This window comes from Allobosea sp. LjRoot237, from assembly GCF_964253285.1.
Taxonomy (GTDB): Bacteria; Pseudomonadota; Alphaproteobacteria; order Rhizobiales; family Beijerinckiaceae; genus Allobosea.
This window is the reverse complement of record NZ_CAXUQP020000001.1, coordinates 5,119,742-5,133,745: the sequence shown is the minus strand read 5'-3', so window position 1 is coordinate 5,133,745 and position 14,004 is coordinate 5,119,742. Positions and strand designations below refer to the sequence as shown.

The following is a 14,004-nucleotide window of genomic DNA, read 5'->3' as shown; positions in this document are numbered from 1 at the left end:
GCTCAGAAGCGGCTCACCCAGTCGACCCGCCCTCATCCCCTGCCGGACCTTCTCCCCCGGGGGGAGAAGGAGGCTAATCGGAAAGGAGGCTCCCGTGCCCGCTCTCAGCTCCGCCCGAGCTTGACGCCGCTTTCCGCGTCGAAGACGTGGACCTTGTCGGGGTCGACGGAGATCCAGAGCCGTCCGGCCTGCGCCGCAACCTCGCCGGTCGCCGCCTGCATCACGAAGGGCTTGCCGGCGAGCTGGCCGTGGAAGAGCTGGGTCGCACCGAGTTCCTCGATGAACTCGACGTCGAAGGGCAGCGAGCCGGCGGCGCCCTCCGAAGCGATCTCGATGTCCTCAGGCCTGAGGCCAACCTCGACCGCGGTGCCGCTGGCCAAGTCCTCGCGCAGATCGCGCGCCTGCAGGAGGGCATCGCCGAGCGCGATGATGCCGGCACCGTCGACCTGGCCCGGCAGCAGGTTCATCGGCGGCGAGCCGATGAAGGTGGCGACGAAGCGGCTCGCCGGCTTGCGATAGACCTCCGAGGGCACGCCGATCTGCTCGACCTGGCCGCCATTCATCACCACGAGCTTGTCCGAGAGCGTCATCGCCTCGACCTGGTCGTGGGTGACATAGATCGCGGTGACGCCGAGCGCGCGCTGCAGCTTCTTGATCTCGACGCGCATCTGCACGCGCAATTTGGCGTCGAGATTGGAGAGCGGCTCGTCGAATAGGAAGACCTGCGGCTTGCGGACGATGGCGCGGCCCATGGCGACACGCTGGCGCTGGCCACCGGAGAGCTGGCGCGGGCGGCGCTGCAGGAAGGGCTCGATCGCGAGGATGCGCGCGGCTTCCTGCACGCGCTTGTCGATCTCGTCCTTGGGCGTGCCACGGTTGCGCAGGCCATAGGCCATGTTGTCGTAGACGCTCATATGCGGATAGAGCGCGTAGTTCTGGAAGACCATGGCGATATCGCGGTCGGCCGGCTCGACCTGGTTGACGACGCGGCTGCCGATCGCGACCTCGCCTTCCGAGATCGTCTCGAGCCCGGCGACCATGCGCAGCAGGGTCGACTTGCCGCAGCCGGACGGACCGACGAGGACGCAGAAGCCGCCATCGGGAATGTCGAAGGAGACGCCCTTCACCGCCTCGACGCCGCCGGCATAGATCTTCTTGACGTTGTTGAGCGTGACCTGAGCCATAAGCGGGCTACTTCTCTGTCTCGACGAGGCCCTTCACGAAGAGCCTCTGCATGGCGATGACGACGAGGACCGGTGGCAGCATGGCGAGCATGGCGGTCGCCATGGCCATCTGCCATTCGGTCAGGGCGTCGGAGGTGGTGATCATCTTGCGGATGCCGATGACGATGGTCTGCATCGAGTCCTTGGTCGTGATCAGCAGCGGCCAGAGATACTGGTTCCAGCCATAGATGAACTGGATGACGAACAGCGCCGCGATCGTGGTCAGCGACAGCGGCAGCACCGTATCCTTGAAGAACTTGAACGGGCCGGCGCCATCGATCTTCGACGCCTCGAGCAGTTCGTCCGGGATGGTCATGAAGAACTGCCGGAACAGCAGCGTGCCGGTGGCCGAGGCGATCAGCGGCACGGCCAGGCCCTGATAGCTGTCGAGCATGCCGAGATCGGAGACGACCTTGAAGGTCGGGAAGATGCGGACCTCGACCGGCAGCATCAGCGTGACGAAGATGATCCAGAACGCCGCCATCCGGAACGGGAAGCGGTAATAGACGATGGCGTAGGCCGAGAGCACCGAGATGAAGATCTTCCCGAGCGCGATCGCCATCGCCATCACGAAGGAGTTGAACATCATGCTCGCCACCGGCTCGCGGGTCGAGCCGGAGGTGCCGACGAAGAGGATGCGGTAGTAGTTCTCGAAGAAGTGCGGCCCGGGATAGAGCGGCAACTGCCCGTTGATGATGGTGGCGTTGTCCCAGGTCGAGGCGACGAAGGTCAGCCAGACCGGAAAGGCGCAGATGAACACGCCGATCGTCAGGATCACATAGGCGATCGCATCGCCGAGGCGGCGGTCCTCGACCATCAGCCTTGTCCTCCGCGGTCACTCAGAAGCATCGCCAGCGCATCCGCGGCAGCGTCGAGGAAGGCTGTGCCCTTCTCCGGCGTCGCCTTGCGGGCATCGCCGATCACGCCGGTCTCGGTCATCTGGCGGAAGGGCTGGTAGCGGCCGACGGTCGGGCGGGTCAGCGCTGTCAGGTCGGCATCCAGCATGCCGAACGCCTCGGCGAGCCGCTCTCGCCTGATCGTCTCCGGTGCCAGCACCATCATCATCGAGGTCTCGACCTCGCAGGCATGGAGCACGCTGACCTGATCGTCCATGAAGGGCGCCATCGCCTCCTGCGCCAGCAGGAAATAGGTGGTGGCGCGGACCTGGAGCGAGGTCTCGCGGGCGAAGTCCGGCAGGAAGGCGGCGAGCGCGGCGATATTGCCGCCATGGCCGTTGACGATGACGACGCGGTGGAAGCCGTGGCGCTCGAGGCTCTTCAGCAAGGCGAGCAGGACGGCCCGGTAGGTCGGGATGTCGAAGGTGAAGGTGCCGCCGAAGGCCATGTGATGCTCGGCCATGCCGCACCACAAGGTCGGCGCGACGACGACATCGACATCCCCGGCGCGCTCGGCCGCAAGCTTGCAGACGCCGCCGCACAGGATGGTATCGACGCCGACAGGCAGATGCGGGCCGTGCTGCTCCATCGAGGCGACCGGCAGCACGACGACGGCGTCCTTCGCCGCCTTCTCGCGCAATTCCTCGGCGGTGAGCTCCTGCCAGAGTACGGAGCCCATCAGCTTGCGCCTCCGCTCGTCCAGCCGTCATGCTCGCCCTTGTGGCGAGCATCCACGTCTTGAACACCGCGCTCGACCACGGAAGGCGTGGATGGCCGGGACAAGCCCGACCATGACGAAAGGGTGAGCACCGGCCGCATCAGTAGTTCACCTTGCGCTCGATGAAGCGGAACTGGAAGGCGGTCATGCCGATCACCATGATCAGCAGGATCACCGATTGCGCCGCCGAGCCGCCGAGATTGGTGCCGCCCTTGCCGTCGGAATAGACCTTGTAGACCAGCGTCTCGGTTGCGCCCGAAGGGCCGCCGCCGCTGATCGTGTCGATGATGCCGAAGGTGTCGAAGAAGACGTAGACGAGGTTGACGACGAGCAGGAAGAAGGTCGTCGGCGAGAGCAGCGGGAAGACGATGGTCCAGAAGCGCCGCATTGGCCGGGCGCCGTCGATCACCGCCGCCTCGATCACGCTCTTCGGGATCGACTGCAAACCGGCGAGGAAGAACAGGAAATTGTAGGAGATCTGCTTCCAGGTCGCGGCCAGGATGACCAGCGTCATCGCGTCATTGCCGTTGAGCCGCGGATTCCAGGCGACGCCGAGCGATTGCAGCCCGCGGGCGAGCATGCCGAGCGAGGGATCGAACATGAAGATCCAGAGCACGCCGGCGATGGCCGGCGCGACGGCATAGGGCCAGATCAGCAGCGTCTTGTAGATCTCGGCGCCGCGGATCTGCCGGTCGGCCATCACCGCGAAGAGCAGCGCCAGCGAGAGCGAGAGCAGCGCGACGAAGACCGAGAAGATGCCGGTGTTGATCAGCGCCTTGTAATATTCCGGCTTGGCGAACAGGTCGCGATAGTTCTCGAGCCAGACGAATTCGGTCGAGATGCCGAAGGCGTCCTGCAGCAGGAAGCTCTGCCAGACGGCCTGGCTCGCCGGCCAATAGAAGAAGACGACCGTGATCGCGAGCTGCGGCAGGAGTAGCAGCAGCGGGATCGTCAGCCCCTTGAAGTGAGCGTATTTCTGCATCGGCCAGCCCGGCGGGAAAGAAAGGCCGGGACGAAACGTCCCGGCCCTCGATCGTCTCTTTTACTTCGCGGTGCGCTCGAACTGGCGCAGCGCCTGGTTGCCGCGCTCATTAGCCGCGTCGAGCGCCGCTTTCGGCGTCTTCTGGCCGTTCAGGGCCGCCTCGATCTCCTCCGACCAGATGTCGCGGATCTGGACGAGGCCGCCGAAGCGCACGCCACGCGAGTTTTCGGTCGGCTCCTTGTTGTTGAGCTCGAGCAGCGGGGTCTCGAGATAAGGGTTCTGCTTGTAGAAGCCCGACGCCTTGACCTTCTCATAGGCCGCCTTGGTGATCGGCAGATAGCCCGACTCGGTGTGCAGCTTCACCTGCCGGTCGACATCCGAGAGGAAGGTGAAGAACTTGGCGACGCCCTTGTACTCGTCGGCCTTCTTGCCGCCCATGACCCAGAGCGAGGCACCACCGATGATCGAGTTCTGCGGCGCGCCGGCGACATCCGGATAATACGGCATCGGCGCGTTCGACCAGTCGAACTTGGCGTTGGCCTTGACGTTGCCGAAGAAGGCCGAGGAGGTCAGGAAGAGCGGGCATTCGCCCGAGGTGAAGCGGCCCTCGCCGGTGTTGGTGCGTCCCGAATAGGAGAACACGCCTTCCTTCTGCAGGTTGGCGAGATTGGTCAGGTGCTTGACGAAGAGATCGCTATTGATGCGGAACTCGGTGTCGAAGCCGTCGAAGCCGTTGGCCTTGGTGCCGACCGGCACGTTGTGCCAGGCGCCGAGCTGCTCGATATTGGCCCAGGTCGTCCAAGCGGTGGAGATGCCGCACTTGTCCCAGCCGGCCGCCTTCAGCTTCTTGGCGGCCTCGAACGCTTCCGGCCAGGTCTTCGGCGGCGCTTCCGGCAGGCCGGCCTTCTTCAGCGCGTCCTTGTTGTACCACATCACCATCGAGGACGAGTTGAACGGGAAGGAGAGCATCTCGCCCTTCGTCGTCGAATAATAGCCGGTGATCGCCGGCAGATAGCTCTTCGGGTCGAACTTCTCGCCGGCGTCTTTCATCACGTCGGCGACGGGCTTGATCGCACCCTTAGCCGACATCATCGTCGCGGTGCCGACCTCGAAGACCTGCATGATGTGCGGGGCATTGCCGGCACGGAAGGCGGCGATGCCGGCGTTCAGCGTGTCGGGGTAGGAACCCTTATAGGCGACGACGACCTTGTAGTCCTTCTGCGAGGCGTTGAACTCCTCGGCCAGCTTGACGACGACGTCGTTGTTGGCGCCGGTCATGGCGTGCCACCACTGGATTTCGGTCTGCGCCAGAGCCGGCGAAGCGGCGGCCAGCGCGAATGCGCCGACGGCGGTCAGGGTCTTCAATTTGAAGGTCATGATCAGCTCCCTCTAAGCCCCCGGTATGCGCGGGCGTTCTTGTCGTTGGTGCGCAAGCTAGCATGAAGCCGGGGCGACAGTTCAATGACAAAACGATGACATTTCCGCCCCGCTGTGGACGCACATCCGCGCACTTGCGATTTTCCGCGGAAGCGGCTGTTCTCCTCAGCCTTCCTGCACACTGCACACAGCCGGATCAGCCATGCCCTCGCTCTCGCTCACGCCCGCCAACACTCTGCCGGCAGATGCCGACCGCGCCACGCTGGCTGGCCGGGTCTGGCGGCCCGACCTCGCCGGGCCGTCGGTGGTCAAGCTCCAGGGCGACGAGGTCATCGACGTCACCGCAGCCTTCCCGACCATGCGCGATCTCTGCGAGACCGCCGACCCGGCGACGGCGCTGCGCGCAGCCAATGGCGAGAACCTCGGCGCGCTCGCCGATCTCCTCGCCAACAGCTCTGTCGCCGCCCGCAATGACGGCAAACCCTGGCTGCTCGCCCCGGTCGATCTGCAGGCGGTCAAAGCGGCCGGCGTCACCTTCGCCGTCTCGATGCTGGAGCGCGTCATCGAGGAGAAGGCGCGCGGCAATCCCGCGGCGGCTGCAGCGATCCGGACCGAGATCGAAAAGCTCATCGGCGACGACCTCTCCAAGCTCAAGCCCGGCTCGCCTGAGGCGATGCGGCTGAAGGAGGTGCTGATCGCCCAGAACAGCTGGAGCCAGTATCTCGAGGTGGGCATCGGGCCGGACGCCGAGATCTTCACCAAGGCGCCGCCGATGTCGGCAGTCGGCACCGGCGCTGATGCCGGCCTGCATCCGGCCTCGAGCTGGAACAATCCCGAGCCCGAGATCGTGCTCGTCGTCGCCTCGGATGGGCGGATCGTCGGCGCCAGCCTCGGCAACGACGTCAACCTGCGCGATGTCGAGGGCCGCTCGGCGCTGCTGCTCGGCAAGGCCAAGGACAATAATGCGGCCGCGGCGATCGGCCCGTTCATCCGCTTCTTCGACGGCGATTTCTCGCTCGACCATGTCCGCAAGACGACGGTGAGCCTCACCGTCGAGGGCGAGGACGGCTTCACGCTCGAAGGCTCGTCCTCGATCGCCAAGATCAGCCGCGATCCGGCCGACCTCGCCGCGCAGATGATCGGCCCGCATCATCAATATCCGGACGGGGCGGTGCTCTATCTCGGCACCATGTTCGCGCCGATCAAGGATCGCGACGCGCCGGGTGGCGGCTTCACCCACAAATACGGCGACGTCGTCACCATCGCCGCGCCCGAACTCGGCGCCCTGGTCAACCGGATGCGCCGAACCGACGAATGCGAGCCCTGGCGCTTCGGCGCCTCGCATCTGATGCGCAATCTCGCCAAGCGCGGGCTGCTGTGACGGGCAGGGGCGTTCTCGTCTATGGCGAGGCGCTCGTTGACATCGTGCCGGGCAGTGCCGGGCGCAAGCGCGAGGCCGTGCTCGGTGGCTCGGGTTTCAACACGGCGCTGGCGCTGGCCCGCTGCGGCGCGCCGGTAGCCTTTAATGTGAGCCTCTCGCAGGATACGCTCGGCCAGACTTTCCTCCGGCGCCTGACGGAAGAGGGCATCGACCGGCGCTTCGTCGAGGTCTGCGATGCACCGACACCCTCCGCCACGGTCACATCGATCGACGCCGAAGGTGCCGCGACCTACCATTTCTCGCTGAACGGAACGGCCTTCGATATCGCACCGGCCATGCCGACGGATCTCGACGGTTTCGCGCATCTGCACGTCACCTCCTTCGGCGCGACGATCGGCGCGTCGGGCGAGGCGGCGCTGGCGTTGATGCGCCGAGCGCGAGAGGCCGGGCTCAGCGTCAGCTATGATCTCAACATCAGGCCGGCCGTGCTGCCGGCGCTTGCAGAGGCGCATCGCGCCATCGAGGAGCGGGCCATCCTGTGCGATCTCCTGAAATGCAGCAACGATGATGCGCGAGCAGTTCATGGCGCCGAGTTCGGCTACGCCTTTGCGCGCTGGTTTGCCCAGGGAGGCCGACTGCTGCTGGTCACCAATGGCGAGAAAGGCGGCTACCTCCTGCCCTTCCGCCGCGAGCCGATGCCGTTCCCTTCCCTCGCGCAGGAGGTCGTCGACACGATTGGCGCCGGCGACAGTTTCATGGGCGCCTTCCTTGCTTCGCTCTGGCGGAATGGCGGTCTCGGTCCGGTGCTGCGCGACCTGCCGGACGAACTCTGCGCCGCCGCTCTTGGCTTCGCCGCCGTGGTGGCGGCCGAAACCTGCGCCGAGCGAGGTTGCAACCCGCCGCGGCTCGACCCGCCTTCAGCCTACGACTGACTGACGAGGAATCATGCGCCTGTCCTACATCGACTACCACACCTGCGGCGAGCCGGTGCGCATCGTCACGTCAGGCTATCCCACGCTCACCGGTGCGACCATCCTCGACAAGCGCCGGCAGGCCCGCGAGCGCTACGACCACTTGCGCCGCGCGATGATGCTGGAGCCGCGCGGGCATGACGGCATGTACGGCGTCATCCCGGTGGCGGCGAGCCACCCCGAAGCAGTCTTCGGCGTGCTGTTCACGCATAATGAGGGCTATTCGACCATGTGCGGCCACGCGACCATCGCGCTCGGTCGCTATGCGATCGAGCAAGGTCTTGTGCCGGCAACCGAGCCGGTGACGCGCTTTGCCATCGAGGCGCCCTGCGGGCTGGTGCGGCTTTCCTGCGAGGTCGTGGATAGCAAGGTTGGCGCGGTCAGTTTCGAGAGCGTGCCGGCCTTCGTCGAGGGGCGCGATCTCGTGGTCCCGGTGCCCGGCTACGGCGATGTCACCACCGACATCGCCTATGGCGGCGCCTATTACTGCATCCTGCCGGCCTCACGCTTCGGGCTCGACCTGATGCAGACACCCGTCGATGAGATCGTCGCGGCGGCCGGTGCGCTGACCGACCAGGTCCGGGCGAGCCGCACGATCACGCATCCGACCGAGCCCGATCTTGGCTTCCTCTATGGCACGATCGTCACCGACGAGGCTGGTCCGGATCAGGACAGCTTCAATCTCTGCGTCTTCGCCGAGCGCCAGATCGACCGTTCGCCGACCGGTTCGGGCGTCACCGCCCGGATGGCGCTCGACCATGCCAAGGGGCTGGTCCCTGCCGGCCAGAGCCGCAGGATCCGCAGCATCACCGGCGGCAGCTTCACCGGCCGGGTCGTCGGCCTGGTCGATTTCCCGGCCGCCGGCGCCGTCACGGTCGAGGTCGGCGGACGCGGGTACCTTTCTGGCGAGGGCAGCTTCGTCATCGAGGCGGACGATCCGCTTGGCCACGGCTTTGCCTTGCCGAAGCGTTTCGCAGAGATCGGTAATTCCTGAGCCGGCTCAATCCGGCTGGCGGAAGTTCAGGATGATCTCGCGCCAACGCGGATAGAGCGCGCCATAGCGCTTCAGCCCGTCATAAGGCGCGCAGCGGATCACGGCGCGGCGTGCGCTTTCAGCCAACCGAGCGATGCCCAGGGCCAAGGGCTGATCGAGAACGATGGGCTCGCCGGTCACCCCGCCGTCGCGATCGAGCTCGAGCCGGATACGCACGATCGTGCCCGCCGGCGCTGCTGCCGGGGGAACGTTCCAGCACGCGGTGACCTTGTCGTGCACGTAACGAACGGCATCCGCAAAGGCGCGGTCCTGCGCCACGACGGGCCTCGTTGCGGCCAACACCAAGGCAAAGCCAAGGAGCATGGTCCGGAATAGCAGCGAGCGTACGAACTGTCTTGCCACCGAATGACCTCGCAACCCCCCCGAAACAGTCTGCCCGTTGGAGGTAAACCCGGTTTTCATCTTGTCGGGAAGGAGCGTGGTAAGATTTTGTCGTTACCTTGCCGTGCGTGACGGTGGAACGACCATGAGCGCGAGTACGGACCAGCCGGTCGCCACGGGAGCCGCGAAGGTGCTCGTCGCCACGCGCCCTTGGGCCAGTCCCGCGATCTGGCTCGCGGCCTTCCTCGCCTTCGTCCTCGCTGGCCTACTGCTGCCGCTGCGCCTGCCGCTCGGCTCGTATTACTGGGACACGGCGGTCTATTTCGACGCCGCCCAGCGCATTCGCGAGGGCCAGGTCCCGAACATCGACTTCTTCGCCCCGGTCGGCCCGCTCGGCTATTATCTCGTCGCCGGTCTCGACCGGCTGTTCCCGGACGCCCATCCGCTGCTGACCGCGAACTGGGGTCTGCTGCCGATCACGCTGCCGCTGCTGGCGATCCTCGTCTTCCATGTCGCGCGGTCCTCACGCGGGCTCGCGCTGGCGCTGCTGCTGCCCTTCCTGCTCTTCGCCTCGCTGCCGATCAACCTGCACGAAGTCTATCCGCTGCCGGGCTTCGACGGCTACGGCCATTACAACCGGCATATCGCGCTGCTGCTCTACGTCCTCGTCGCCGTGCTGATGTTCGTGCGCGATCGGCCGCTGACTATCTGGCTGGTGGCGGCGCTGATGCTGACGCTGTTCCTGGTCAAGGTCACCGGCGCCGTCACCGGGGCGATGCTGGTCGGCTATGCCGTCCTGACCGGGCGGATGCGCCTGCGCGACGCCTGCCTTGCCACCGCCGCAACGATCGGAGCCCTCGCCGTCATCGATCTTGCCAGTGGTGGACTGACCCGGGCCTATGTCGACGACATCCTGACCCTGCTGAAGCTCAACACGGACGCATTGCTGCCGCGCTTCCTCACCGTCGCTTCGTTCAAGTTCGAGGTGATCGCGCCGACGCTGGTCCTGATCTGTCTGCTCGCCTATGCGGCCTGGCGGACGAGGCCGGCGGGCCTTGCAGCCTGGCTGCGGGAGTTCGCGATCTCACCGGCGGGCTGGCTCGCCATTGCCTTGCTGGCGCTCACCTTCTTCGAGACGCAGAACACCGGCAGCCTCGAATTCATCGGGCTCTGGCCGATCCTGCTCGCACTCCTGCTCGACTGGCGCCGGCGTGGCGACAGTCTGCGGCGCGCCGTGCTGCTTCTGATCTGCGTCATCGCGGCGCCCGCGGCCGTGAACTTCATCGAACGCAGCGCGCGCGCCACGTTCGCCGCGCCGACCTATCTCCCGCTCGAAGTCGACGATGTCGGCAAGCTCGGACGGGTCAGCGTCAAGCCCGATATCGCCGAGCGGGCGCCGATCATGCTGCAGCATTACGCCAGCCATCAATCGGCCTATGCCGATCTCGCCGCGACGGGCCAGCAGCCATCGCTGACCCTCTATTCGGAGATCGACCACCACGCGATCTGGCTGCTCGAGATCGAGCAGGCCATTGTCGCGATCGAAGCCTGGGAGCATGCCAACAAGCGCATGTTCAACGGCATCTTCACGCTCGATTTCGTCGATGTGCTCAATTACCTTCTCGACCGTCGGCCGCCGCGCCATGTCCCGATCGGCATCGATCCGACACGGAGCAATCCGAAGCTCGATGCGGAAATGATCGAGAGCTTGCATCAGACCGACGCGATCCTGGCGCCAAAATGTCCGCTGACCTCGATCCGCGCGGCGATCTTCAAGCATTTCGCCGGAGCGCTCGAGGGCCGCAGCAAGGTCGCACTGGCGCCTTGCTGGGACCTGTACGTGAAGCCCTGATCAGGCGCTCTCGGCGACCCGCTGCGACAGGGCGGTCTCGACAGAAAGTCGGAGGTCTCGCGCCGCGGCCGCGATGTCGTCACCGCCGAACAGCGCGCCGATCACGGCGACGCCATCGGCCCCCGCCGCAATGACCGAGCCGGCATTGGCAGCGGTGATGCCGGCGATGGCGCCGACCGGCAAGGCACCGAGCACGCGCGCGGCCGCCTGGCGCAAACTCGAGAGCCCGTCCAGTCCGAGCGGTGCGTCGGCATTGTCCTTGTGCGCTGTCGGGAAGACGCCGCCGATACAGGCATAGTCGATCTTCGCGGCGGCGAGCTCCGGTAGCTCGCCCGCATGTTTCAGCGTCGCGCCGATGATAGCGCGCGGGCCGAGCAGGCGGCGGGCATCGACGAGCTTCATGTCGTCGGCACCGAGATGGACGCCGTCGGCGCCGGAGGCGAGCGCGACGTCGACGCGGTCGTTGATCAGCAGCGGCACATTGGTGCCGTGCAGGGCCGAGCGGATGGCGCGCGCCTCGCGTACCATCTCGCGCGTCGTCTCGGTCTTGGCTCGCAGCTGGATCAGCGTCGCGCCGCCCTCGACCGCAGCGCGCGCCATGTCGGCCATGGAGCGGCCATTGGCGATCTGCGGATCGACGATGCCGTAGAGGGTGATGTCGACGCTCATCGTCCGGTTTCCATTCGTGCAGCCAGCGTCGCCGCGTCCATCGCCGCGACCGCATCGATCAGTTCCGCCTCGAAACTGCCTGGGCCGCGGCATCGCTCGGCTGCGATTTCGCCGGCAATGCCATAGGCGGTCAAGGCCGCCGCTGCAGCGACTGCCTTGTCGGCCTCGACGGCGCAGCAGGCGGCGATCAGCGCACCGGCGGCGCAGCCGATGCCGGTGACCCTGGTCATCAGCGGATGGCCGTGCGCGACGGAGAAGTTCGCCTCGGCATTCTCGATGCGGTCGACCTTGCCGGTGGTGACGCGGGTGATGCCTTGCGCGGCGGCAAGATCGAAGGCGAGCGCCGCCATCTCGGTGGCGTTGCCACGCACCAGGATATCAGGCAGGCGCAGCACCTCACCAGCGATGTGCCGGCGCAGCGGCGAGAGCTCGACGAAGACCGGATCGAAGACGAGCGGCTTACCACGGTCGCGCGCCACTTCGAGCAGCTTGGGGATAGCGAGCTCGCTCTCGGCGTTGATCGTGCCGATATTGATCAGGATCGCGCCGGCGCCTTCAGCCATCGCCGCGACCTCGTCGACATGGATCGCCATCGAGGGGATCGCGCCGAAAGCGAGCAGCATGTTGGCGGTGATGTTCTGCGCCACCGTGTTGGTCAGGCACTGCACCCGCGGACGGCTCTGCGCGACGCGGGCGAGGATATCGGCGACCTCCTTAGGCCCCAGGGCCCGCGTCGGTGCTTTCAAGGTGGTGCTGCTCGTCATCTCGTTTCCGTCGGTTTCGCCAAAGGATATGGGAACGGGTTTAACCCAGTGCCATCAGGGCGAGATCGGTAACGCCGCGCTCTGCAAGCCGGCCAGCGGCGCGCGCAGCCCTGATACCGCTGCGACAGCAGAGCACGACGCGCCGGCCATCGGCGTCATCCAGCGACAGCCGATCTATCTCCTCGACGCTGAGCCTGACGGCATCGGGCGCAGCTGCCACCGGCGCCTCCTCGACCCCGCGCAGCTCGACCACGATGTCACCGGCTGAAAGCTGCGACGGCGCGATGAACGGGAAGGAGCCGGCGAGCGGTTCCTGCGCCCCGGTGAAGGAGAAGCCGCCGAAACCGAGGCGGCGCGCGTCGAAGCTGATCACCCGGCCGAGCGGCGAAGGCGACAGGCCCAGCGCCAGCAGCAAGGCCATCTGCGCCTGCAGCAGGCCGAGGGTGGCGACCGCCGGACCGAGCACGCCGGCCGTAGCGCAATCGGCGGCGCGCGCCGGCATCTCGGGGAAGACCGCGCGATAGCTCGGTCCGCCGCCACAGAAGGCGCCGACATAGCCGGCGAGGCCGACGATCGAGGCGCTGACCAGCGGCTTGCCGGCATCGCGGCAAGCGTCGCTCAGGACGTAGGTCGCGGCGAAACTGTCGGCGGCGTCGACGACGATATCGGCCCGCGCCACCAGCTCCGCGACATTGTCGGGCGCGAGCCTGAGCGCTAACGCCTCGATCTCCACGCCGGGATTATAGGCGGCGAGCGCCTCGCGCGCCGCCTCGACTTTCAGCCGCCCGACATCGCCCATCCGGTAGAGCGGCTGACGATGCAGATTGCTTTCCTCGACCCGGTCGGGATCGACCAGCACGATCCGGCCGATGCCGGCACCAACCAGATATTGCAGTACCGGACCGCCCAGCCCGCCGGCACCGACGACGAGGACGCTCGCTCGGGCCAGCCGCGCCTGCCCCTCGGGACCGACCTCCGGCAGCACGAGCTGGCGGGCATAGCGATCGCTCATGGCTCCCTCCACGTTAGCCAAGCAGGGCTCGGCCGAGCACCGGGGTCGACGGCGCGGCCATGTCGCGCGGCTCCATCGGCCCGGCCTCGAAGGCGAGGCGCCCGGCCTCGACCGCGCGGGCGAAGGCGGCCGCCATCGCTGCGGGATCGCCGGCTTTCGCGACCGCGGTGTTGAGCAGGACGGCGTCGTAGCCGAGCTCCATCGCCGCGGCCGCATGCGAGGGCAGACCGATGCCGGCGTCGACGACGAGCGGGATATCGGGGAAATGCGCCCGCAGCGCCCGCAGGCCGTAAGGGTTGTTCAGGCCCTTGCCGGTGCCGATCGGCGCGCCCCAGGGCATCAGCACCCGGCAGCCGGCCTCGACCAGCCGCTCGGCCACGACGAGGTCCTCGGTCATATAGGGGAAGACCTCGAAGCCGTCGGCGCAGAGGATGCGCGCCGCCTCGGTGAGGCCGAACACATCGGGCTGGAGCGTGTCGGCCTCGCCGATCACCTCCAACTTGATCCAGGGCGTGCCGAAGACCTCGCGCGCCATCTGCGCCGTCGTCACCGCCTCCTTGACCGAATGGCAGCCGGCCGTGTTCGGCAGCACTTTCACGCCGAGCCCGCGGATCAGCGCCCAGAAATCCTGGCCGCCACCGAGACGCCCGGCTTCGCGGCGCAGCGAGACCGTGACGACATCGACGCCGGCCGCTTCGACCGCCCGCTGCAGCACGGCCGGCGACGGGTATTGTGCCGTGCCGAGAAAAAGGCGCGAGCGCGGGGTGAAGCCGTAAAAGTCCAT

The 14,004-nt window shown here is 66.7% G+C and carries 14 protein-coding genes; 4 read left to right on the top strand and 10 right to left on the bottom strand.

Annotated features, from left to right (window positions below; all coding sequences use genetic code 11):
- Positions 1 to 104 precede the first annotated feature (104 nt).
- From ACSQ24_RS24970 to ugpB, 5 genes are all read right to left on the bottom strand, one after another.
- Positions 105 to 1,184, bottom strand: a complete 1,080-nt coding sequence (locus tag ACSQ24_RS24970) for a sn-glycerol-3-phosphate import ATP-binding protein UgpC (protein ID WP_436097295.1) — start codon at positions 1,182 to 1,184, stop codon at positions 105 to 107.
- A gap of 7 nt (positions 1,185 to 1,191) precedes the next feature.
- Complete coding sequence (gene ugpE / locus ACSQ24_RS24965; protein ID WP_436097294.1) at positions 1,192 to 2,040, bottom strand: sn-glycerol-3-phosphate ABC transporter permease UgpE; 849 nt, start codon at positions 2,038 to 2,040, stop codon at positions 1,192 to 1,194.
- Positions 2,040 to 2,798, bottom strand: coding sequence for a creatininase family protein (locus tag ACSQ24_RS24960; RefSeq protein WP_436097293.1), 759 nt, complete (start codon positions 2,796 to 2,798; stop codon positions 2,040 to 2,042). The genes ugpE and ACSQ24_RS24960 overlap by 1 nt, the downstream gene beginning before the upstream one ends.
- A gap of 139 nt (positions 2,799 to 2,937) precedes the next feature.
- The gene (gene ugpA / locus ACSQ24_RS24955; protein WP_436097292.1) at positions 2,938 to 3,819 is read right to left on the bottom strand and encodes a sn-glycerol-3-phosphate ABC transporter permease UgpA; all 882 of its coding nucleotides are present in this window, start codon (positions 3,817 to 3,819) and stop codon (positions 2,938 to 2,940) included.
- Positions 3,820 to 3,879: 60 nt separating this feature from the next.
- Positions 3,880 to 5,196 (bottom strand): sn-glycerol-3-phosphate ABC transporter substrate-binding protein UgpB, encoded by a 1,317-nt coding sequence (ugpB, locus tag ACSQ24_RS24950; protein WP_436097291.1) that lies wholly within the window; start codon positions 5,194 to 5,196, stop codon positions 3,880 to 3,882.
- Between the two features lie 202 nt (positions 5,197 to 5,398).
- Between ugpB and ACSQ24_RS24945 the strand changes: the two genes are divergently transcribed.
- Genes ACSQ24_RS24945 through ACSQ24_RS24935 form a run of 3 tightly spaced genes read left to right on the top strand, consistent with a single transcriptional unit; the run spans position 5,399 to position 8,542 of the window.
- A complete protein-coding gene (locus ACSQ24_RS24945) occupies positions 5,399 to 6,577 on the top strand; it encodes a fumarylacetoacetate hydrolase family protein (RefSeq protein WP_436097290.1) in 1,179 nt (392 codons plus the stop codon).
- The gene (locus ACSQ24_RS24940; protein ID WP_436097289.1) at positions 6,574 to 7,509 is read left to right on the top strand and encodes a PfkB family carbohydrate kinase; all 936 of its coding nucleotides are present in this window, start codon (positions 6,574 to 6,576) and stop codon (positions 7,507 to 7,509) included. Before ACSQ24_RS24945 ends, ACSQ24_RS24940 begins: the two co-directional genes overlap by 4 nt.
- 13 nt (positions 7,510 to 7,522) lie before the next feature.
- Positions 7,523 to 8,542, top strand: coding sequence for a proline racemase family protein (locus ACSQ24_RS24935; RefSeq protein WP_436097288.1), 1,020 nt, complete (start codon positions 7,523 to 7,525; stop codon positions 8,540 to 8,542).
- A 6-nt stretch (positions 8,543 to 8,548) separates the two neighbouring features.
- Here the strand turns inward: ACSQ24_RS24935 and ACSQ24_RS24930 are convergent, their stop codons facing one another.
- Positions 8,549 to 8,860: a hypothetical protein gene (locus ACSQ24_RS24930; RefSeq protein ID WP_436097287.1), complete on the bottom strand. Its 312-nt coding sequence runs from the start codon at positions 8,858 to 8,860 to the stop codon at positions 8,549 to 8,551.
- A gap of 208 nt (positions 8,861 to 9,068) precedes the next feature.
- Here ACSQ24_RS24930 and ACSQ24_RS24925 point away from each other — a divergent pair, with 208 nt between their 5' ends.
- A complete protein-coding gene (locus ACSQ24_RS24925) occupies positions 9,069 to 10,775 on the top strand; it encodes a hypothetical protein (RefSeq protein ID WP_436097286.1) in 1,707 nt (568 codons plus the stop codon).
- On the opposite strand, the gene thiE is transcribed toward ACSQ24_RS24925, so the two are convergent.
- From thiE to ACSQ24_RS24905, 4 genes are read right to left on the bottom strand one after another with little or no spacing between them, the layout of a single operon-like run.
- Positions 10,776 to 11,444, bottom strand: a complete 669-nt coding sequence (gene thiE / locus ACSQ24_RS24920) for a thiamine phosphate synthase (protein WP_436097285.1) — start codon at positions 11,442 to 11,444, stop codon at positions 10,776 to 10,778.
- Positions 11,441 to 12,208: a hydroxyethylthiazole kinase gene (locus ACSQ24_RS24915; RefSeq protein WP_436097284.1), complete on the bottom strand. Its 768-nt coding sequence runs from the start codon at positions 12,206 to 12,208 to the stop codon at positions 11,441 to 11,443. Before ACSQ24_RS24915 ends, thiE begins: the two co-directional genes overlap by 4 nt.
- Positions 12,209 to 12,248: 40 nt before the next feature.
- Entirely contained in the window at positions 12,249 to 13,220 is a 972-nt protein-coding gene (locus ACSQ24_RS24910; RefSeq protein WP_436097283.1) for a HesA/MoeB/ThiF family protein, read from the bottom strand.
- Positions 13,221 to 13,233: 13 nt separating this feature from the next.
- Positions 13,234 to 14,004, bottom strand: a complete 771-nt coding sequence (locus ACSQ24_RS24905) for a thiazole synthase (protein WP_436097282.1) — start codon at positions 14,002 to 14,004, stop codon at positions 13,234 to 13,236.

Bases quoted from the DNA above. Each gene is read 5' to 3' on its own strand.
- thiE (WP_436097285.1), bottom strand. From the start codon at position 11,444: ATGAGCGTCGACATCACCCTCTACGGCATCGTCGATCCGCAGATCGCC.
- ACSQ24_RS24925 (WP_436097286.1), top strand. From the start codon at position 9,069: ATGAGCGCGAGTACGGACCAGCCGGTCGCCACGGGAGCCGCGAAGGTG.
- ACSQ24_RS24960 (WP_436097293.1), bottom strand. From the start codon at position 2,798: ATGGGCTCCGTACTCTGGCAGGAGCTCACCGCCGAGGAATTGCGCGAG.
- ugpB (WP_436097291.1), bottom strand. From the start codon at position 5,196: ATGACCTTCAAATTGAAGACCCTGACCGCCGTCGGCGCATTCGCGCTG.
- ACSQ24_RS24910 (WP_436097283.1), bottom strand. From the start codon at position 13,220: ATGAGCGATCGCTATGCCCGCCAGCTCGTGCTGCCGGAGGTCGGTCCC.
- ACSQ24_RS24915 (WP_436097284.1), bottom strand. From the start codon at position 12,208: ATGACGAGCAGCACCACCTTGAAAGCACCGACGCGGGCCCTGGGGCCT.
- ugpA (WP_436097292.1), bottom strand. From the start codon at position 3,819: ATGCAGAAATACGCTCACTTCAAGGGGCTGACGATCCCGCTGCTGCTA.
- ACSQ24_RS24945 (WP_436097290.1), top strand. From the start codon at position 5,399: ATGCCCTCGCTCTCGCTCACGCCCGCCAACACTCTGCCGGCAGATGCC.
- ACSQ24_RS24905 (WP_436097282.1), bottom strand. From the start codon at position 14,004: ATGGACTTTTACGGCTTCACCCCGCGCTCGCGCCTTTTTCTCGGCACG.
- ugpE (WP_436097294.1), bottom strand. From the start codon at position 2,040: ATGGTCGAGGACCGCCGCCTCGGCGATGCGATCGCCTATGTGATCCTG.
- ACSQ24_RS24970 (WP_436097295.1), bottom strand. From the start codon at position 1,184: ATGGCTCAGGTCACGCTCAACAACGTCAAGAAGATCTATGCCGGCGGC.
- ACSQ24_RS24935 (WP_436097288.1), top strand. From the start codon at position 7,523: ATGCGCCTGTCCTACATCGACTACCACACCTGCGGCGAGCCGGTGCGC.